At 52.5% G+C, this 21,216-nt stretch carries 16 protein-coding genes; 11 read left to right on the forward strand and 5 right to left on the reverse strand.

The genetic code is table 11. The annotated features are described in order from the left end of the window. Window positions 1-139 precede the first annotated feature (139 nt). Both RAC90_RS14975 and RAC90_RS14980 read left to right on the forward strand, forming a co-directional pair. Window positions 140-1,429, forward strand: a complete 1,290-nt coding sequence (locus RAC90_RS14975; RefSeq protein WP_172677667.1) for a dicarboxylate/amino acid:cation symporter — start codon at window positions 140-142, stop codon at window positions 1,427-1,429. 245 nt (window positions 1,430-1,674) lie between these two features. Next, the gene (locus RAC90_RS14980; RefSeq protein ID WP_033737328.1) at window positions 1,675-3,183 is read left to right on the forward strand and encodes a pitrilysin family protein; all 1,509 of its coding nucleotides are present in this window, start codon (window positions 1,675-1,677) and stop codon (window positions 3,181-3,183) included. A gap of 4 nt (window positions 3,184-3,187) precedes the next feature. Here RAC90_RS14980 and RAC90_RS14985 read toward each other — a convergent pair whose 3' ends face one another. Both RAC90_RS14985 and RAC90_RS14990 read right to left on the reverse strand, forming a co-directional pair. Beyond that, entirely contained in the window at window positions 3,188-4,060 is an 873-nt protein-coding gene (locus tag RAC90_RS14985) for an alpha/beta hydrolase (protein WP_054688567.1), read from the reverse strand. An 899-nt stretch (window positions 4,061-4,959) separates the two neighbouring features. Then, window positions 4,960-5,892, reverse strand: a complete 933-nt coding sequence (locus RAC90_RS14990) for a sugar kinase (RefSeq protein ID WP_054688562.1) — start codon at window positions 5,890-5,892, stop codon at window positions 4,960-4,962. A 268-nt stretch (window positions 5,893-6,160) separates the two neighbouring features. Between RAC90_RS14990 and pdeH the strand changes: the two genes are divergently transcribed. Next, window positions 6,161-6,934 carry a cyclic-guanylate-specific phosphodiesterase gene (gene pdeH / locus RAC90_RS14995; protein WP_033737337.1) on the forward strand — a complete coding sequence of 258 codons (774 nt, stop codon included), beginning with the start codon at window positions 6,161-6,163 and terminating at the stop codon, window positions 6,932-6,934. 63 nt (window positions 6,935-6,997) lie between these two features. Beyond that, window positions 6,998-9,058 (forward strand): AsmA family protein, encoded by a 2,061-nt coding sequence (locus RAC90_RS15000; protein ID WP_039339211.1) that lies wholly within the window; start codon window positions 6,998-7,000, stop codon window positions 9,056-9,058. Here RAC90_RS15000 and ppiC read toward each other — a convergent pair whose 3' ends face one another. Beyond that, on the reverse strand, window positions 9,059-9,340 hold the full coding sequence (gene ppiC / locus RAC90_RS15005) for a peptidylprolyl isomerase PpiC (RefSeq protein ID WP_054688559.1): 282 nt from the start codon (window positions 9,338-9,340) through the stop codon (window positions 9,059-9,061). Between the two features lie 141 nt (window positions 9,341-9,481). On the opposite strand from ppiC, the gene rep reads away from it, so the two are divergent. After that, window positions 9,482-11,503 (forward strand): DNA helicase Rep, encoded by a 2,022-nt coding sequence (gene rep / locus RAC90_RS15010; protein WP_054688557.1) that lies wholly within the window; start codon window positions 9,482-9,484, stop codon window positions 11,501-11,503. 28 nt (window positions 11,504-11,531) lie between these two features. Here rep and gppA read toward each other — a convergent pair whose 3' ends face one another. Further along, window positions 11,532-13,016: a guanosine-5'-triphosphate,3'-diphosphate diphosphatase gene (gppA, locus tag RAC90_RS15015; protein ID WP_006121428.1), complete on the reverse strand. Its 1,485-nt coding sequence runs from the start codon at window positions 13,014-13,016 to the stop codon at window positions 11,532-11,534. Between the two features lie 7 nt (window positions 13,017-13,023). After that, entirely contained in the window at window positions 13,024-14,316 is a 1,293-nt protein-coding gene (gene rhlB / locus RAC90_RS15020) for an ATP-dependent RNA helicase RhlB (RefSeq protein ID WP_033737345.1), read from the reverse strand. Between the two features lie 117 nt (window positions 14,317-14,433). Between rhlB and trxA the strand changes: the two genes are divergently transcribed. From trxA to wecC, 6 genes are all read left to right on the forward strand, one after another. After that, entirely contained in the window at window positions 14,434-14,766 is a 333-nt protein-coding gene (gene trxA / locus RAC90_RS15025; protein WP_006121430.1) for a thioredoxin TrxA, read from the forward strand. Window positions 14,767-15,107: 341 nt separating this feature from the next. Then, window positions 15,108-16,367 carry a transcription termination factor Rho gene (rho, locus tag RAC90_RS15030; protein WP_006121431.1) on the forward strand — a complete coding sequence of 420 codons (1,260 nt, stop codon included), beginning with the start codon at window positions 15,108-15,110 and terminating at the stop codon, window positions 16,365-16,367. Between the two features lie 278 nt (window positions 16,368-16,645). Beyond that, window positions 16,646-17,731 carry a UDP-N-acetylglucosamine--undecaprenyl-phosphate N-acetylglucosaminephosphotransferase gene (wecA, locus tag RAC90_RS15035; RefSeq protein WP_033737346.1) on the forward strand — a complete coding sequence of 362 codons (1,086 nt, stop codon included), beginning with the start codon at window positions 16,646-16,648 and terminating at the stop codon, window positions 17,729-17,731. A 26-nt stretch (window positions 17,732-17,757) separates the two neighbouring features. After that, entirely contained in the window at window positions 17,758-18,807 is a 1,050-nt protein-coding gene (gene wzzE, locus RAC90_RS15040) for an ECA polysaccharide chain length modulation protein (protein ID WP_054688616.1), read from the forward strand. A 10-nt stretch (window positions 18,808-18,817) separates the two neighbouring features. Next, a complete protein-coding gene (wecB, locus tag RAC90_RS15045) occupies window positions 18,818-19,948 on the forward strand; it encodes a non-hydrolyzing UDP-N-acetylglucosamine 2-epimerase (protein WP_033737347.1) in 1,131 nt (376 codons plus the stop codon). Then, on the forward strand, window positions 19,945-21,204 hold the full coding sequence (gene wecC, locus RAC90_RS15050) for a UDP-N-acetyl-D-mannosamine dehydrogenase (protein WP_054688555.1): 1,260 nt from the start codon (window positions 19,945-19,947) through the stop codon (window positions 21,202-21,204). The genes wecB and wecC overlap by 4 nt, the downstream gene beginning before the upstream one ends. Window positions 21,205-21,216 lie beyond the last annotated feature (12 nt).

The following is a 21,216-nucleotide window of genomic DNA, read 5'->3' on the forward strand; positions in this document are numbered from 1 at the left end:
CCTATCATTTCGCCTGACTTTGCAGCCCTGTATTAATCACGTAAACAGAGTGTTATTTTCTGTCCACTGCCTGACCTGCCAGCCCTGTCAGACAGTCACAATAAAAAATCCGACAACATTACCTCTCGTTAGTGGATACCTGTTTATGAAACTATTTAAAAGCCTTTATTTCCAGGTTCTGGTCGCCATCGCCATCGGCGTGCTTCTGGGCCATTTCTATCCTGATTTAGGGACGCAGATGAAGCCGCTAGGGGATGGCTTTGTTAAACTGATCAAGATGATCATCGCCCCCGTGATTTTCTGCACAGTCGTTACCGGTATTGCCGGAATGGAAAGCATGAAAGCCGTGGGCCGCACCGGTGCGGTTGCGCTGCTTTACTTTGAAATCGTCAGTACCCTTGCGCTGATTATCGGCCTGATCGTCGTTAACGTTGTGCAACCTGGCGCGGGAATGAACGTTGATCCTGCGACGCTGGATGCCAAAGCGGTTGCCATCTATGCGCAACAGGCTGAGCAGCAAGGCATTGTGGCCTTTTTACTGGATGTGATTCCGGGTAGCGTGATTGGCGCCTTCGCCAGTGGCAATATCCTGCAGGTATTACTGTTTGCCGTGCTGTTTGGCTTCGCATTGCATCGTCTGGGCAACACGGGCACATTGATTTTCAATGTGATCGAGAGCTTCTCAAAGGTCATTTTCGGCATCATCAATATGATTATGCGCCTGGCGCCTATCGGGGCCTTTGGTGCCATGGCCTTTACCATTGGTAAATATGGCGTAGGTTCACTGGTGCAGCTTGGCCAGCTCATTATCTGTTTCTATATTACCTGTGTGCTGTTTGTCGTCGTTGTGCTGGGGCTGATTGCCCGCCTCTTCGGTGGCTTTAGCATCTTCAAATTCATTGCCTACATTAAAGAAGAACTGCTGATTGTTCTGGGAACGTCCTCATCCGAATCGGCGCTGCCGCGTATGCTGGATAAGATGGAGCGGCTGGGTTGTAAGAAATCCGTGGTGGGACTGGTCATTCCCACAGGTTACTCCTTTAACCTGGACGGTACCTCTATCTACCTGACGATGGCGGCTGTTTTCATTGCTCAGGCAACAAATGCGCATATGGATATCTTCCATCAGGTTACCCTGCTGGTGGTATTACTGCTCTCTTCTAAAGGGGCGGCGGGCGTTACAGGCAGCGGCTTTATTGTTCTGGCTGCAACACTGTCGGCAGTGGGACATTTACCCGTTGCCGGCCTGGCGCTGATTTTGGGTATCGACCGCTTTATGTCAGAAGCCCGTGCGCTGACGAACCTGGTAGGTAATGGCGTAGCAACCGTTGTGGTCGCGAAATGGGTTGATCAACTGGATAAAAAACAGTTGGGTGAGACATTAGCGGGCAAAAATGGCGCAAAAGACCCGTCTGAATCCACGATTTAATCCTTGAATGTGATTTAATCCTCTCAAATGCCCGCTGTCACTTGCCCTGACAGCGGGCATTTGGATAATAACCCCACTTGTTTTTTTCAACGTTTTTCACTTCGTTGCGTGACATCCCGGTCTTCCTGTGGTCAAACCTGTTGTTAATGATCGGCAGCGCGAATCGGCAATGACCGGTTCGCTTATAAACGCGGCTAAACGTGCCAGTGATAACGATTTTTTGAATTGTTTGAGTAGGGGTTCACATGCAGGGCACCAGAATTCGGCTTTTGGTTGGTGGACTAGTGCTGGCAGCGACCAGTTACGGTGCATCCGCTGAAACGCTGCAACCTGATCCAGCCTGGCAACAGGGAAAACTGGACAACGGATTTAGCTGGCAACTGTTGGCAACACCGCAACGGCCAAGCGACCGCATTGAATTGCGTATGGTGGTTAACACAGGCTCACTGGTAGAAAGTGCGCAGCAAACCGGTTTTAGCCACCTTTTGTCACGTCTGGCGCTGGTTCATAACACCGCACTGGATACAAATCAGCAGCGTGCTTTATGGCAGCAGGGCATCGATCCACAGCGCCCGTTACCGCCCGTCATCACATCGTATGATTACACGCAATATAACTTAAGCTTACCCAATAACCGTCCAGACCTGTTAAAGGAAGCCCTGAACTGGCTGGCCGCGACGGCTGGCGATATGGCGATCACTAATCAGGTGGTGGACACCGCGTTATCTGCTTCCGATCCGGTTAAAACCTGGCCAACGGATACGCAGGATGTCTGGTGGCGCTACAGACTGAAAGGGTCCGCGCTATTAGCACACGATCCGGCAGAGAAACCGCGCGCGCCGGTGGATATCGCACAGCTAAAAAGCTTTTATCAGCAGTGGTACACGCCGGATGCCATCACTCTGTATGTGGTCGGCAATGTCGACAGCCGTAGTTTTTCTGAGCAGATCAATAAAGCGTTCTCCTCGCTGGAAGGCAAGCGCAGTTCGGCTGCGCCGGTGCCGACCTTGTCCCCGTTACCGCATGATCCAGTGAATCTGGTAAGCGGCAGCGGCGCGCAGGACCGCCTTTCTCTGGTGTGGGATACACCCTGGCAGCCTATCCGTGATTCACAAAACCTCCAGCGTTACTGGCGGGGCGACCTGGCGCGTGAGGCGCTGTTCTGGCACGTTCAACGTGCGTTGAGCAACAGCAAAGCGCAGGGCGTTCAGGTTGGCTTTGATTGCCGGGTGCTTTATCAACGCGCCCAGTGTTCCATTAATATGGACACGCGCAACGACAGCCTGGAACAGAATATGAATCTGGTGGCACGTGAGCTGGCCGCCGTACGCGATAACGGTTTGCCTCAGGAAGAGTTTGACGCGCTGATGGCTCAGAAGCTGCTGGAACTGAATAAGCTGTTTACCACCTATGCCCGCACTGATACGGACGTGCTGATCAGTCAGCGCCTGCGCTCGCAACGTAATTCTGTGGTGGATATCGCGCCGGAACAGTATCAAAAGTTGCGGCAGGATTTCCTGGCAGGTCTGACACGTGATCAGATGAATCAGGAATTACGGCAGCAGCTCAGTCAGGAACTCATGATGGTGCTGATTCAGCCGGAAGGCGAAACAGAAACCAATGTGAAAAGCCTTAAAGCTGACTGGGACAAACTGATGGGGGAACCTGCTCCGTCGGCAGCGCAGTCAGGCGGCACTGACGTCAGCCAGCCGGAGAGCAGCCCCGCAGGTGACGCTGCCCCACCGGCCTCCTGATTAATCAGGTTTTTGCCCTGAGCCATTCGGTCACCAGCATCGGCCAGCTGGCAAGGGGCAAATCCGCTACACCACGAATGCCGAAGCCGTGCCCGCCTTTCTGATAAAAATGCACTTCCACGGGGACGTTATGTTCCCGTAACGCGCTAAAAAATACCATGCTGTTATTCACTGGCACGTCATCATCATCGGCGGCATGAATCAGCAACGTAGGCGGCACCTGACTGTGAACCCGGGTCTCGAGTGAATAATCATCAATAGTTTTTTGATCGGGCCAGGCACCTAATAAGCGTGTGCGTGATCCTTCATGGGCCAGACCATCGCGCATACTGATGACCGGATAAACCAGAACCATTGCATCCGGCCGAGGCGACAGGTTTTCTGCACTGTCCTGAACGGGATAAAGTTTTTCGCCGAAACGCGTACCCAGGCTCGCGGTGACGTGGCCGCCAGCAGAAAAGCCCATCATCACAATATATTTTCCGTTTAGCCCGCGCTGTGCCCGTTCACGTAGTACGCGCACGGCGCGCTGTGCGTCGGCCAGCGGTGCATCTGGTCCTTCGTGATGTCCATCATAGGGCAGGCGATAAGTCATTACCGCCAGGGTATAACCCATCGAAGTAAAGAACGTTGCCAGCGCACTGCCTTCACGATCAATCATGATGCGCTGGTAGCCGCCCCCTGGCGCAACCAGCAAGGTGATGCCATTGGATTCAACAGGATGCCAGATAGCCATTTCCGGGCAGCGTACACCGGTTGCTACGCGGTCGTAGGGTTCATACTCTTTTGCGGTATCCACAATCTGGGGCTGAGCACGAGAATCGCTGGCGCCTGGCGCATCACCATTTGGCCAGATATTAATAATTTCTGTATTCATAGCAGTGTCCTGATGCGAGAGATGTTGTCGTTGTTTTGTTCGCGGCCGTGAGAACAGCATCCTGCTGTCGCTGTTTAAAAGATGGCCTGTTTTAATGTAATCGTCCAACCTAAAAGCGGTTTATACATGAGATTCGGACTATGCCTGGCGTTGAAGCTGCCTGGCTAACTTGATAATTTAAAAGGAATAAAAACGCATTAAGATTAGAAACTGTTAACAGATGAGGACCAGAGGCGACGGCGTTAAAACGGCTGAGCTGACTTAAGCTAAATGAGCGGTTTTTCATGTTGCCCTGACGGAAATAGCAGGAATTTATTCCCCTGTGATGTTTCAGGAAACATAATGTCTGGATGCCGGACGGTACGATGCCATTGCGGCTCAATATATCGTCCCGCTTCATGGGGGCTTATTAATCGTCAGTGTATCCTGACCGTCAACTCTCCAGAAGGCGTTCAGGTGGCGTTTCAGTAACAGCCCTCCGGATCACGGAACTGTCCCCTTGATTTACCTTCGTGAACAGTTTTGGCGGCTTTACTACGGTGTCCCACGGTTTTCTGCCAACGCTGTTAGCGCATCGACGTCATTCTGCGCCTTTGCGTTGATGGCAAAAGCCATGCCATCGAAGCTCTCTTCAGCGAGCGCAGGCGGTACCGTATCGTTGAATATCCTTTGCCTGCGGATAACGTCTGGGCTTCGTACCGCGGTTTTTGAAAAACAGGATGGGGGGATTTGGCTCAATAATCTGCGTCTTACACCCACTCGCTTTGTAAAAGCCTGACGCTTTTTCCCTGTCGCGTATACCAGACAGACCAGATTAATGCGCTTCGTATCCACCCCCGTTTTCCTTCAGGCACAGACATGCTGCCTGTACCGGTGTCCCCGTTATGAGCGACTGGCAATCATTCCGGCATTGCCGAACGCGGAATGATCGCACCGCGGTACTGAATCACTGTGCTGGCGGTGAGATGACCGCGCCGTGCCGCTTCTTCTGTCGTCGCGCCGACAAGTCGCCTGGCCAGGTAGCCCGCACTGAATGAATCGCCGGCGGCCGTGGTATCGACAATCTTTTCTGTTGGCAGCGCGACGGAAGGCACCTCGGCCAATGGCTGGTCTTCAAACGCAATCAGGCACGATTCTGCCCCGCGTTTGATTACGACTTCTTTTACACCAGCATCACGTGCGCGGACAATGACGTCCTCAACAGACTGTTCGCCCCATAACTGGTGCTCGTCATCCAGCGTCAGGAACGCCATATCCGTGTTTTCGAGCATTGTCCGGTAAGCCTGGCGAGTAGTGACCTTATCTTTCCACAAGCGCGGGCGGTAATTATTATCAAATATCACTTTCCCCCCGTTTGCCCGACAGTCTGCGAGCAGTTGCATGAGCCGGGCGCGACTGTCGTCAGGCAGGATAGCCAGGCTGATTCCGCTCAGATAAAGATAGTCGTAATGTTTAAGCTGTTGGCAAATGTCGTCGGCACCCGGGCCATCAAGCCAGTAACGGGCTGCCGCATCACTGCGCCAGTACCAAAAGGAGCGTTCGCCCTGATCGTCGGTTTGGATCATGTACAAACCCGGCATTTTGTTTTCAAGGCGCTGGATCAGTGCAGTATTGACGTTTTCCGCCTGCCAGCGAGTCATCATCTCTGCGCTAAAGGGATCAATGCCCAGTGCGGTGACATAATCAACCCGTACATCCTGTTGACTGACCTGCCGGGCCAGATAAACCGCAGTATTCAGCGTGTCACCGCCAAAGCCGCGTTTGAGGTTCTCACCCTTCTCGGACAACTCAATCATGCACTCACCAATAATAGCGATCTTTATCTGCGTCATGGTTTCAGGCCTGTAGTAAAAGTTCGCTTCAGTCTCGCGTTTGTAAGGCCTGTCGTCAACTTTTTAAAACAGTGTTTTAATTTAATTTAGGGCGCTAAAACATGATAATTAACCCGATAACGCGCCCTGTTTCGGCGATTGTCGTGTCAAAACTCGCGTAGACTCGTGGCTCCTATGTGGCCAGATTTTCACTATGTATCGAAATACAAACGATAATTGCCGCTAAGCCGCCCAAATGAAGGCGCTTACTATCAACCAGGAAAAGACCATGGTTATGGAGAATATTAGTCAATGGCTACCTTCTTCAGTTGACATCACTCCCCAGCAGAAAAAGCGCCTCTTCTGGCGACAGTGTCAACGCCAGTATACCTTTCAGCCTATCTACAAAGTCTCTGGGCGGCTGTTGGCGATTGAGTTGCTGACGGCGGTCATGCATCCGTCTGAACCTGAAAAAAAACTCTCCCCGGAAGCGTATTTTGCTGAGCTGGAGATAGCAGAGCGCCTTGACGTTGTGCAGGAGCAGTTAACGTTGCTCAGCCAGTGGGAAGCTTTCTTTGCCGATAATGAGGTCATGGCATCAGTCAATATTGACGGCCCCTCTCTGTCATTAATACAACACCATCTGCCGATTCGCAGCCTTATCACCCGATTGCCCTGGGTGCGCTTTGAACTGACCGAGCACCACGTTTTGCCTCAGGAAGAGATGGTGGCGCAAATGCCGGAGTTGGGGCCGCTCTGGCTGGATGATTTCGGCTCAGGGATGGCAAATTTTTCTGCCCTGACGGAGCTGAAATACGACTACATCAAGTTGTCGCGCGAATTGTTTATTTTGTTGTGTGCCTCGGGGGAAGGGCGAACACTCTTTCCTATGCTGTTGTCGCTGATTAACCGCTACTGTAACGGCGTTATTGTTGAAGGCGTGGAAACGCAGGATGAATGGGAGCAGGTAAAAGCCTCTCCGGCCATTGCGGCGCAGGGATATTTTTTCTCACGCCCCGCCCCTTTTTCGGAACTGGCGTACCTGCCTGTCCAGCTTGATTGATCCCTTCCGGCTCGCTCTCGACTATCTTTAACGGAGACCGTGAAAGAGCAGGGAGGATGCCTAATGTCACGCGCTGGAAAAATAGTCAGTTGGATAGCGGGAATTTTAGTCCTGGTGATCGTCGTCGTGGTCATTGTCATTGCCACATTCGACTGGAATCGCCTGAAGCCGACCATCAACAAAAAAGTCTCAGCAGAACTGAACCGACCTTTTGCCATTCGTGGTGATTTGGGTATCGCGTGGCAACGACAACGCGACGAACCGGGATGGCGCAGTTTTATCCCCTGGCCGCATCTGCACGCCGAAGACATTATGCTGGGCAATCCGCCTGATATTCCCGATGTCACCATGATTCATCTCCAGCGCGTCGACGCAACGCTTGCGCCGCTGGCACTGCTGCACAAACAAGTCTTTATCCCCTGGATAAAGCTACAGCAGCCGGATGCCCGATTGATTCAAACCGCCGACAAGAAAAACAACTGGACGTTTACGCTCGCTGAAAGTGACAGCAAAGATGACAATGCACCGCCTTCCGCCTGGTCATTTCGGCTGGACAATATTCTGTTCGATCAGGGAACCCTGCTTTATCGCGATGCGGTTAACAAGGCTGATGTCACTGTAAAACTCAATTCGCTTGGCAAACCTGTGCCTTTCGCGCAAATCGCGGGTGGAGACGACAGCCAAAAAGGGGCGGGCGACTTTGTTTTCGGCTGGCAGGCCGAAGGGCGCTATAACAATGAAAAACTCACGGGCCAGGGTAAGCTCGGCGGCATGTTATCACTGCGAAGCCAGACGACACCGTTCCCGGTGCAGGCGGATGTCCGTAACGGAACTACACGGGTACAGCTTTCCGGCGGTGTGCAGGATCCGTTAAATCTGGGCGGACTGGATGTGCGTTTGCGTTTTTCTGGCGACACGCTGGCGAATCTGTATGGCCTGACGGGCGTGTTATTACCGGATACGCCGCCCTATGAAACAGATGGTCGCCTTATTGCTAAATTCACTGGTAAAGACGGGTCTGTTTTCCGCTATCAGGCATTCAATGGGCACATTGGCGATAGCGATATTCATGGCTCCCTGACCTACAGCCAGGGCAAACCTCGCCCTAAACTGGTGGGGGAACTGCGATCTGACCAATTGCGTATGGCAGATTTGGGGCCGCTTATTGGCGTTGACTCCGGCAAAGGCAGTGAGAAAACGCAACAGGCTAAGGCAAAGCGCGGCGAAAAATCGACACAGCCTGCCGATCGTGTTTTGCCTCATGATCAATTCGATACGAAAAACTGGTCGGTGATGGATGCTGACGTGAAGTTCAGTGGTAAACGTATCGAACACAGTAATTCCTTGCCGTTAAGCGATCTTTACACGCATTTGCAGCTTGATAACGGTAATCTACTGCTCGATCCGCTGCGTTTTGGCATGGCCGGGGGCAACCTGAACAGCACTATTCGTTTAGAAGGCGATCGCTCTCCCATGCGAGGCCGCGCGGATATTCATGCGCGTAAACTTCGCCTGCGCCAGTTGTTTCCCAATGTACAGGCAATGCAAAACAGTCTGGGACAGCTTAACGGTGATGCCAGCTTGACGGGCACGGGCAATTCTGTGGCTGACCTGCTCGCAACCAGTAACGGCCAACTCAAGCTGCTAATGAACGACGGACTGATTAGCCGCAACCTGATGGAGATTGCCGGATTAAATGTCGGTAACTATCTGGTTGGTAAGCTGTTCGGTGATGATGAGGTGCGCATCAACTGTGCGGCAACGGATCTGAAATTGCAAAACGGTCTGGCCACGCCAAACCTGTTTGTGTTCGATACGGAAAATGCGGTCATCAACGTGACGGGAAATGCGAATTTCGCCACTGAACGTCTGGACCTGTCTGTGAATCCAGAGAGTAAAGGCATTCGTATCGTGACCCTGCGCTCACCGCTTTACGTCCGTGGTACGTTTAAAAATCCGGATGCCGGTGTGAAGACCGGGCCACTACTGGCGCGTGGTGCGGCAGCCGTTGCCCTGGGTGCCGTGGTAGCACCGGCGGCGGCCTTACTGGCACTGATTTCCCCCAGCGATAATGATGAAAATCAGTGCAGCCGGGTATTGCAGCAGATGAAAAGCAAAAAATAATCAGTTGCGATAGAGCACTTTGATGATGTGGTAACCAAACGCGGTTTTCACCGGCCCAAAGGGTTGTAACAGTGGGCAGGTGAAGGCCGCTTTATCAAATGCAGCTACCATCTTTCCCCGCCGGAATTCACCCAGATCGCCGCCGTTTCGGCCTGAAGGGCAGATGGAGTGTTTTTTAGCAAGCTGCTGGAAATTCTCCCCTTTTTTCAACTTCTCCAGCAAGAATCTCGCCTCTGCCTCCTGTTTCACCAGAATATGTAAAGCCGCGGCAGTTTTCGCCATGATGGTGTCTCTGTTGTGTATAATTGCCCTCCATTATAAACCCGTCTTTTCAAATCGCAGAGACGTTAACGGCACCGCGTTCATGCCGTTGGCACGCGTGTGAGGCGAAGCGGGTATCTTATTCCAACAGAGCGATTCCCTATGCGTTTAAACTCCAGCCAACAACGTGCCGTCGAATTTGTCACCGGTCCCTGTCTGGTGCTGGCGGGGGCTGGCTCGGGTAAAACCCGCGTGATCACCAATAAGATCGCACATCTGATTCGGGAGTGCGGTTACCAGGCGCGCCACATTGCGGCCGTGACGTTCACGAATAAAGCCTCACGTGAAATGAAAGAGCGCGTCGCGCAAACGCTGGGGCGTAAGGAGGCGCGCGGCCTGATGATCTCGACATTCCATACCCTGGGACTGGAGATTATTAAGCGCGAATATGCGGCGCTGGGAATGAAGTCTAACTTTTCCCTGTTCGACGACCAGGATCAACTGGCCCTGCTTAAAGACCTGACCAGCCAGTGGCTGGAAGAGGACAAGACCTTACTGCAGCAGTTGATTTCCACCCTTTCCAACTGGAAAAATGATTTGGTTGATCCGCCCAAGGCGGCGGCATTAGCCCGTTCGGAGCGCGATAACGTTTTCGCGCACTGCTATGCCCTGTATGATCAGCACCTTAAAGCCTGTAATGTGCTGGATTTTGACGACCTGATCTTGTTGCCGACCCTTCTGCTACAGCGTAATCAGGAAGTGCGTGAGCGCTGGCAGCAACGTATTCGCTATCTGCTGGTCGATGAATATCAGGATACCAATACCAGCCAGTACGAACTGGTTAAATTGCTGGTGGGTGCCAGAGCGCGTTTTACTGTCGTTGGCGATGACGATCAGTCGATTTATTCCTGGCGCGGAGCGCGTCCGCAAAATCTGGTCCTGCTGAATGAGGATTTCCCGACGCTGGAAGTGGTGAAGCTTGAGCAGAATTACCGATCTTCACAGCGTATCCTTAAAGCTGCCAATATCCTGATTGCCAACAATCCGCACGTGTTCGAGAAGCGCCTGTTTTCTGAACTGGGTATCGGTAGTGAACTGAAAGTGCTGAGCGCAAACAGTGAAGAACACGAAGCCGAGCGGGTAACGGGTGAACTGATTGCTCATCACTTTATCAATAAAACGCAGTATAAAGATTACGCCATTCTGTACCGGGGGAATCACCAGTCCCGGGTATTCGAAAAATTCTTGATGCAGAACCGTATCCCTTACCGGATTTCAGGTGGCACCTCCTTTTTCTCACGGCCAGAAATAAAAGATCTGTTAGCGTATTTACGCGTACTCACTAACCCCGACGATGACAGCGCCTTTTTACGGATTGTGAATACTCCCCGGCGTGAAATTGGCCCGGCGACGCTGCAAAAACTGGGTGAATGGGCCACTATCCGCAGTAAAAGTCTTTTTAACGCCAGCTTCGATGTGGGACTGGGGCAGACCCTGACCGGCCGCGGTCTTGAGCATCTGCAGCGCTTCACTCACTGGCTCAATGAGATTATCCAGCTCAGTGAGCGGGAACCCGTGAACGCTGTCCGTGATTTGATTCGCGGCATCGATTATGAAAGCTGGCTGTTTGAAACCTCCGGTAGCCCTAAAGCCGCTGAAATGCGCATGAAAAACGTCAATACGCTGTTTCATTGGATGACGGAAATGCTGGAAGGGAGCGATCTGGATGAGCCGATGACGCTGGCCCAGGTCGTCACGCGGTTTACGTTGCGCGACATGATGGAGCGCGGCGAAAGTGACGACGAGTCAGACCAGGTGCAGCTGATGACGTTGCATGCGTCTAAAGGGCTGGAATTCCCCTATGTTTTCCTGGTTGGCATGGAAGAAGGATTGCTCCCGCATCAGAGCAGTATTGATGAAAATAACGTTGAAGAAGAGCGCCGTCTGGCCTATGTCGGTATCACCCGTGCGCAGAAAGAGCTGACGTTCACCTTATGCCGTGAGCGCCGTCAGTACGGTGAACTGGTTCGCCCCGAGCCCAGCCGCTTTTTGCTGGAGCTGCCGCAGGATGATGTGGTGTGGGAAACCGAGCGTAAGGTGGTCAGTGCTGAAGAGCGAATGAAAACCGGCCAGAGTCGGGTGGCCGGATTACGGGCGATGCTGGAAAAGGCGAAAAAGGGTTAATGCGCCGATCGGGCGTAACCGCAAGTACTCAGGTCAGCGATAACTGCCAGTGTACATAGGACTGGTAATGACTTTCCTGTTCAAGCAGTTCCGCCCGAAGCGGATGTACATCCAGCCAGCCCGCCGGCAATGTGACATTCAGCGCTTCATCATCGGCCTGCATACGTACGGCAGGCAGGGTGTCATCGCGACGGCGACTGGAAAAGATAATCGACAGGCGCAGCAGGCGACACAGGCGCTCTGCCAGACGCGGCGGTACGGCATTTTGTTGGGTCAGTAACGCAAGATCGATGCTGCCGCTTTGGTTTTGCAGTAAGCAGGCGATCAGCTTTTTTTGCGCGGGCGTAAAACCCGGCAGATCAAGATGGCGAACCAGGTAGGCAGCATGCTGAGGTGCCTGACGGAAATCGACGCTCAGCCCGATTTCGTGGATAGCACAGGCGCTCAGCAGTAATTCCCGACAGCGCTGATCCAGTTTCCAGACCACGCTGACCTGGCGAAAAAAACTTTCAGCCAGCTGACGTACCCGATCGGCCTGGCACACATCGATGTTGAACCTGCGCTGAACATTTTGCAGCGTACGGCTGCGAATATCACGATCAACAGGTAAGTGCAGCATTCCGTACACCAGCCCTTCGCGCAGTGCACCACCGGCCAGCGTCATGCTGTCGATATTGAGTTCCTGAAAAATGGCGATCAGGATTGAGAGCCCACTGGGGAACACAAGCGCACGTTCCAGCGTCAGTCCTTCGATTTCAAGCTCTTCCAGCTTGCCACATTGAATAGCGCGCTGCTTTAACTGCTGGAGTTTGCTCAGGGTGATGCGCTCATCCATGCCCTGTGCCACCATGATTTCCTGTAACGCCTGCACGGTGCCGGATGCACCGACGCAAACCTGCCAGCTCTGTTTGCGCAGTTCTGCCGAAATGGGCTGCAGCATGGCTTTGGCGGCCTGTTCTGCCTGGTCAAAATTTTCCTGCGCCAGGTGACGATCGCCAAAGAAGCGTTCCAGCCAGGTGACACAGCCCATCTGCAAACTAAACAGCACGCTGGCATGGGAGCCGTCACCGGTGGCTAACTCAGTACTGCCACCGCCGATATCGACAACCAGACGTTGATCGGAGCCGCCGGTGGTGTGCGCCACGCCTTGATAAATCAGACGGGCTTCTTCTTCACCGCTAATCACATTGACGGCGCAGCCCAGAATCTGTTGAGCCTTATCCAGAAAGACCTGTGCATTTGCTGCAATACGCAGCGTAGCCGTCGCCACCACCCGAATCTGGTCAGGCGGAATATCCTGAAGTTGTTCCGAGAAAAGCCGCAAACATTGCCAGCCCCGCGCCATCGCTTCAGCTGACAAATGATTGGCGCTGTCCAGGCCAGCAGCCAGGCGCACCTTGCGTTTGATTTTGGCGATAGTCTGAATACTGCCAGACACTTCGCTGACTACCAGCATGTGGAAGCTGTTAGATCCTAAATCAATCGCAGCATAGAGTGTCGATGCGCTTAGCATGGTGAACTTAACCCGAACGTTTACGGTTGTTATGACGTGGAGCACCGCGACGACTGGCGTTATTTCCGCCACGACGCTGACCGTTGCCTGTACGATTACGCGTCAGACGTTTCGGCGGCGGGAGTTCACTTAACAGCGCATCGCTGTTGTACTTGCTCACCGGAATACTGTGACCAATGTACTCTTCAATACCCGGCAGATTTAACGCGTACTCTTCGCATGCCAGGCTGATTGAGTGGCCGCTTGCCCCTGCGCGTCCTGTACGGCCAATGCGATGAACGTAGTCCTCGCGGTCATCAGGCAGATCGTAGTTAAAGACATGTGTCACTGCGGGAATATGCAGGCCACGTGCCGCAACATCGGTCGCCACCAGGATATCGATGTCACCTTTGGTAAAGTCATCCAGAATGCGTAAACGCTTCTTCTGAGCCACATCGCCGGTCAGCAAGCCTACACGGTGACCGTCCGCAGCCAGATGGCCCCAGATATCTTCACAGCGATGTTTCGTATTGGCGAAAATAATCGCGCGATCGGGCCATTCTTCTTCCACCAGCGTTTGCAGCAAACGCATTTTCTCTTCGTTGGAAGGATAGAAAAGCTCTTCTTTAATGCGGTGGCCCGTTTTTTGTTCCGGCTCGACTTCAACGTATTCGGCGCTGTTCATGTGCTCAAAGGCCAGTTCACGCACGCGATAAGAGAGCGTGGCCGAAAACAGCATGCTCAGGCGTTGAGTTGCGGGTGGCATGCGGCGGAACAACCAGCGAATATCTTTAATAAAGCCGAGATCGAACATGCGATCGGCTTCGTCCAGCACCATGACCTGTATGGCGCTGAGGTTGACGTGATTCTGCTTCGCATAATCAATTAAGCGACCCGTGGTGCCGACCAGAATATCGACACCGTTTTCCAGAACTTTTAACTGCTTGTCATAGCCGTCGCCACCGTAAGCCAGGCCTAGTTTCAGGCCGGTCGATGCCGCCAGCGGTTCTGCATCCGCATGAATTTGCACGGCAAGTTCACGCGTAGGTGCCAGAATTAACGCGCGTGGTTGGTTAACCTGGCGTCCCTCTGGTGCAGGGTGAGAAAGAAGATGATGAAACGTTGACGTTAAAAACGCCATCGTTTTGCCGGTACCGGTTTGCGCCTGACCTGCGACATCACGCCCTGAAAGCGTAAATGGCAGTGCTAACGCCTGAATAGGCGTGCAGTTATGAAACCCTTTTTTATCAAGGGCTTCCACTACCTGTGGGTGCAGGGCGAAGTCGGAAAACTTCTGTTCAGTTAAGTGTGTTTTGCTCATAGTGTGGTAGAATATCAGCTTACTATCGCTTTACGAAAGCGTATCCGATGAAATAAAGTCAACCAACATTGGTTTATATTACGCCAATTCGCCAGGCATAATCTTGTGGAGTAAAACATGAGCAGCGATAAAATCGTTCATCTGACCGATGACAGTTTCGACACCGACGTGCTGAAAGCCGACGGCGTTATACTGGTAGATTTCTGGGCTGAATGGTGTGGTCCTTGTAAAATGATCGCCCCAATCCTTGATGAAGTTGCAGAAGAGTATGATGGCAAGCTGACCATCGCTAAGCTGAATATTGACGATAACCCAGGTACCGCACCGAAATACGGCATTCGTGGCATCCCGACGCTGCTGCTGTTTAAAAACGGTGAAGTCGCTGCAACGAAAGTGGGCGCATTGTCCAAAGGTCAATTAAAAGAGTTCCTGAACGCCAACCTGGCGTAAGCGGGCTGAACGTTCGGCAGTGGTTAAATTTTTTCCTCCTGCTGGACGTTCGCTTTTAAGCGTGCTAACTTATTTTCACTGCACTATGATCATACCTTGTAGTTAGCATTCAAAGTTTTCCCTTGTTAAACCCTGTCGCACTGTACCTACCAGCGGTTTAGCAATCTAACGACTAGCTCTACTCTGACTTAAATCGACCGACTCCTCGCTTCCAGTCATCATTCAAGACAACGATCGTTGAGAAGAGTTGAAAAGTCATTAACAGAACAGGCATGGATTAACTGCCATACCATTCACGACAAACATTTCGAGTATTACCCCGAGTTTAAGAACCCATCACTATGAATCTTACCGAATTAAAAAATACGCCGGTTTCTGAGCTGATTACCCTCGGCGAGAATATGGGGCTGGAAAACCAGGCTCGTATGCGCAAGCAGGACATTATTTTCTCAATCCTGAAGCAGCACGCGAAAAGCGGCGAGGACATCTTCGGTGATGGTGTGCTGGAGATATTGCAGGATGGATTTGGATTCCTCCGCTCTGGAGACAGCTCCTACCTCGCCGGTCCTGATGATATCTACGTTTCTCCCAGCCAAATTCGCCGCTTTAACCTCCGCACTGGTGACACCATCGCCGGCAAAATCCGCCCACCAAAAGAAGGTGAACGCTATTTTGCGCTGCTGAAAGTTAATGAAGTCAACTACGACAAGCCTGAAAACTCGCGCAACAAAATTCTGTTTGAAAACCTTACGCCGCTGCACGCTAACAGCCGTCTGCGTATGGAGCGCGGTAATGGATCAACCGAAGACTTAACGGCGCGCGTACTGGACCTGGCGTCGCCCATTGGCCGCGGTCAGCGTGGCCTGATTGTTGCTCCGCCAAAAGCCGGTAAAACCATGCTGCTGCAGAACATTGCACAGAGCATTGCCTATAACCATCCTGACTGCGTGCTGATGGTGTTGCTGATCGATGAGCGTCCGGAAGAAGTGACAGAGATGCAACGCCTGGTCAAAGGCGAAGTGATTGCCTCAACCTTCGATGAGCCGGCTTCGCGTCACGTTCAGGTTGCAGAGATGGTGATCGAAAAGGCTAAGCGCCTGGTTGAGCATAAAAAAGACGTCATCATTCTTCTCGACTCCATTACGCGTCTGGCCCGTGCCTATAACACCGTGGTGCCGGCCTCCGGTAAAGTGCTGACAGGTGGTGTGGATGCTAACGCCCTGCATCGTCCTAAGCGTTTCTTTGGTGCGGCGCGTAACGTGGAAGAGGGCGGCAGCCTGACCATTATCGCGACTGCGCTGGTGGATACCGGTTCGAAAATGGACGAAGTGATTTACGAAGAGTTTAAAGGCACCGGTAACATGGAGCTTCATCTCTCACGTAAGATTGCGGAAAAACGCGTCTTCCCGGCCATTGATTACAACCGTTCCGGTACACGTAAAGAAGAGCTGTTAACCTCTCAGGAAGAACTGCAGAAAATGTGGATCCTGCGTAAAATTATTCACCCAATGGGCGAAATCGACGCGATGGAGTTCCTGATCAACAAGTTGGCCATGACCAAAACCAACGATGAATTCTTCGACATGATGAAGCGCTCTTGATCCTTTTAAGCGCCATCTGAGCAGGATGGCGTTTTTTACTTTAAAAGATCGTAAAATAGCTCTGACGCCACGTTCTGACGTGGCGTTTTTCATTTACGGGCTATAGGATTGTGGTCTGGCAGACGTAATAATAATGACGGTGAAAGTGGTGGACGGTTGACCGTCCGTACACCGCTTAATGCCGAATTCGGAATCTGGGACGGTAATATGCGCCTTCTTTCGCGTATTGTGTGTATCCAGGATGATAGCTGAGAGCGTTTAACGTGAATTTACTCACTATGAGTACTGAGCTTGGTTTAGTTTTTGTCTTTTCCCTGGCGTTTCTTTTCCTTGCTCGTAAAGCAGCCGAGAAAATTGGACTGGTTGACAAGCCCAATATGCGTAAGCGCCACCAGGGGGTAGTACCGCTGGTGGGGGGCATATCCGTTTATGCAGGTATCTGTTTCGCCTTTTACATTACTAATTATTACCTGCCGCACGCCATGCTTTACCTGGCCTGCGCGGGCGTACTGGTATTTGTCGGGGCGCTGGATGACAGGTTCGACATCAGCGTAAAAATTCGCGCGACAGTACAAGGTATTGTGGCTGTAGTGATGATGTTTTTTGGCAAGCTCTATTTGCTGAGCCTCGGATTTATCATAGGCCCGGTTGAATTGATTGTCGGGCCGTTTGGTTACGTCCTCACTCTTTTTGCTGTCTGGGCAGCCATTAATGCTTTCAATATGGTCGATGGCATCGATGGCCTTTTAGGGGGGCTTTCCATTGTGACCTTTGCGGCAATGGGAATTATTCTCTACCTTGATGGCCAACACAGCCTCGCAATGTGGTGCTTCGCGATGATCGCCGCCACATTACCCTATGTTTTTCTTAATCTCGGTTTTCTGGGCCGGCGCTACAAAGTCTTTATGGGGGATGCGGGCAGCACTATGATTGGTTTCACCATCATATGGATTTTGCTCGAAACGACTCAGGGCCTGAGTCATCCTATTACACCTGTTACGGCATTGTGGCTAATCGCCATTCCTTTAATGGATATGGTAGCCATCATGTATCGTCGTTTAAGCAAGGGAATGAGCCCCTTTTCTGCCGATCGTCAGCATATTCACCATTTAATTATGCGGGCCGGTTTTACTTCCCGTCAGGCTTTCGTCCTGATTACTTCCGCTGCGGCACTTCTTGCAGGTATTGGCGTACTGGGAGAATACCTTGCCTTTATACCTGAATGGGTGATGTTAATTCTGTTTCTGATTGCCTTCATGGGTTACGGCTATTGTTTGAAGCACGCATGGCGCGTGGCAAGAAAAATCAGACGCTTTAAACGCCGCCTGAATAATTTTAGAAATGCCAGGAAAAATGAACCCTGATGAGTCTTAAAAAGGATGACGCTGTGATGCCTGCAAACGTTGTGGAGAACGAACTGGATATTCGCGGCCTGTGCTGCCGCTTGTGGCGCGGAAAGCACTGGATAGTCGGTTGCGCAGTGCTGTTTGCAGTGGCAGCCTGGCTGGCGACGCTGCTGATGAAACAGGTATGGAGCACAACGGCGATTACAGGGCGTCCAACGGTGAATATGCTGGGCTCGTACTATTCACAGCAGCAGTTTCTCAATAACCTGGATGTACGCAATGACGCCGTGACGTTAACCAGCGCGTCTCCCAACGCGATGGATGAGGTTTATCAGGAGTTTCTGGTGCAGCTTTCCTCCTGGGATACTCGTCGCGAGTTCTGGCTGCAAACCGACTATTACAAAAGCCGGAAAAGCGGCAATGCGCACAATGATGCGGTCCTGTTAGATGAGCTAATTGATAACATCCAGTTTACGCCAGCGGATACCGCGCGTAACACGTTCGACAGCGTCAAACTGAAAGCGGAAACGGCGAGCGATGCCAACAACCTGTTGCGTCAGTACATTGCCTATGCCAGTGAGCGCGCAGCACGTCATCTCAACGCGGAGCTAAAAGGTGCGTGGCAGGCACGAGATGCGCAACTTCAGGCACAGGTCAGGCGTCAGGAAGCTGTGGCGAATGCCGTCTTCCAGCGTCGCATTCATCGTCTGGAACAGGCGCTGAAGGTGGCCAGCCAAAAAGGAATTACTGAAAAACAGACGAATGAAGTCAGTGAGAGTCTTGCTGACAGCGACCTGTTTTTAATCGGTCAGCCGCTATTGCAGGGGCAACTTGACACCCTGCGTGCGACGGGACCGAGCTTTGATATAAGCTACGATCAAAATAAAGCGATGCTGACGACACTGGATGCAGGACCTGCGTTAACCAATAAATTTCAGACCTACCGTTATTTACGTACACCGGAAGAGCCGGTGTCACGTGACAGCCCACGCCGGGTATTTATGATGGTGATGTGGGGCGCGGTAGGGGCACTGGTTGGCGCCGGTGTGGCACTGGCACGTCGTCGGCGACCAATGTCAGATACACAAGATTGAGAGAAACAGTGTGAAAGTTCTGACAGTTTTTGGCACCCGACCTGAAGCCATTAAGATGGCACCACTCGTTCAGGCCCTGGCACAGGATCCGGCTTTTGAATCACGGCTGTGTGTAACCGCACAGCACCGTGAAATGCTCGATCAGGTGCTGAGCTTATTTCAGCTTCAACCTGACTACGACCTCAATATTATGCGGCCTGAACAAGGATTAACGGAAATAACCTGCCGTATCCTGCAAGGCATGCACACCGTCCTTCTCGATTTCAAACCCGACATTGTTCTGGTTCACGGTGACACCACAACCACGCTGGCGGCCAGTCTGGCTGCGTTCTATCAACAAATACCTGTCGGCCATGTTGAAGCGGGTTTAAGGACAGGCGACCTGGCATCGCCGTGGCCTGAAGAGGGCAATCGTAAACTGACAGGCCATCTGGCACGGCTGCATTTCACGCCAACCTCCCGTTCCCGACAGAACCTACTGGATGAAAATCTGCCCGATGACAGCATTGTGATTACCGGCAATACGGTGATTGATGCCCTGCTGTGGGTGCGCGATCGGGTACTGGATGATAACGCCATTAATGCGCAACTGGCTGCACGTTATCCGTTTCTGGATGAAAACAAAAAGCTGGTACTGGTAACGGGCCATCGGCGGGAAAGTTTTGGCGGGGGGTTTGAGCGTATTTGTAGCGCTTTAGCCGAAATTGCGCGTCAGCACCCTGAGGCGCAGATCGTTTATCCTGTGCATCTCAACCCGAATGTCCATGAGCCCGTTAACCGCATTCTGCGCGACATCAAGAACATAGTACTGATTGAGCCGCAGGAGTATCTGCCGTTTGTCTGGCTCATGAATCGTGCCTGGCTCATTCTCACCGATTCTGGCGGAATTCAGGAAGAAGCGCCTTCACTGGGTAAACCCGTTTTGGTGATGCGTGAAACCACGGAACGGCCAGAGGCGGTTGACGCGGGAACAGTAAAGCTGGTGGGAACGGATACGGCGAAGATTGTTGCCGAAGTCAGCGCATTACTGAATGACGACGAGGCCTGGCAGACCATGAGCCGCGCCCATAATCCCTATGGGGATGGCAATGCCTGCGGGCGAATCTTACAAGCCTTAAAAGATAACAGAGCCAACTTATGAGTTTTGAAACCATTTCCGTCATTGGACTGGGTTACATTGGGCTGCCTACCGCAGCCGTTTTTGCCTCAAAGGGAAAAAAAGTGGTGGGCGTTGATATCAATGCCCGGGCTGTTGACACCATCAACCGCGGTGCCATTCATATCGTCGAACCCGATCTGGAACAGGTGGTGCAGGCAGCCGTTGCGCGTGGCGATTTACGTGCCACCACGCAACCGGAAGCGGCGGATGCCTTTTTGATTGCCGTCCCTACGCCCTTCCAGGCCGATCGCCAGCCCGACTTACGTTTTGTGCAGGCGGCCGCAATATCCATCGCACCGGTTTTGAAAAAAGGCGATCTGGTGATTCTGGAGTCGACGTCTCCGGTAGGCAGTACCGAGCAGATGGCGGAGTGGCTGGCTGCCGCGCGGCCTGATTTACGTTTCCCCCAGCAGGGCGATGAACCGGACGTTTTTATTGCTTACTGCCCTGAGCGTGTTTTGCCCGGCCAGATCATGGTCGAGCTGATTAAAAACGATCGTGTTATTGGCGGCATGACGCCAGCCTGTTCTGCCCGTGCCAGCGCGTTATATCGTATTTTTCTCCAGGGCGAGTGCGTGGAAACTCATGCCCGTACCGCCGAAATGTGCAAGCTGACCGAAAACAGCTTCCGGGACGTAAACATTGCGTTTGCCAATGAGCTGTCCCTGATCTGTGCTGAGCAGCAGATTAATGTCTGGGAGCTTATTGCGCTGGCAAACCGTCATCCTCGTGTGAATATTCTGCAACCCGGTCCCGGCGTAGGCGGACACTGCATTGCCGTCGACCCCTGGTTTATCGTGGCGCAGAACCCTGACTTAGCGCGACTGATCCGTACCGCCCGCGAAGTGAATGATGCCAAGCCACACTGGGTACTGGAGCAGGTAAAAAAAGCACTGGCAGACTGTCTGACGCAAACCGATAAGCGCGCCAGCGATCTGACGATTGCCTGTTTTGGCCTGGCGTTTAAGCCAAATATTGATGACCTGCGTGAAAGCCCGGCGATGGAAGTCGCCCATTTGATTGCAGACTGGCATCAGGGCCGTACCTGGGTGACTGAACCGCATATTGAGCAGATTCCCGAACGTCTGGAAGCGCAGGCCACGCTGGTGTCAACAGAGCAGGCGCTGCAACAGGCCGATATTCTGGTGATGCTGGTCGATCATCAGGCGTTCCGCGCCATTGATGCGGCGCATGTGACCCAGCAATGGGTCGTTGATACGAAAGGTGTCTGGCGCTGAAAACAGACGCTG

It is taken from the genome of Pantoea sp. CS_6 (genome assembly GCF_041954745.1).
Classification (GTDB): domain Bacteria; phylum Pseudomonadota; class Gammaproteobacteria; order Enterobacterales; family Enterobacteriaceae; genus Pantoea; species Pantoea stewartii.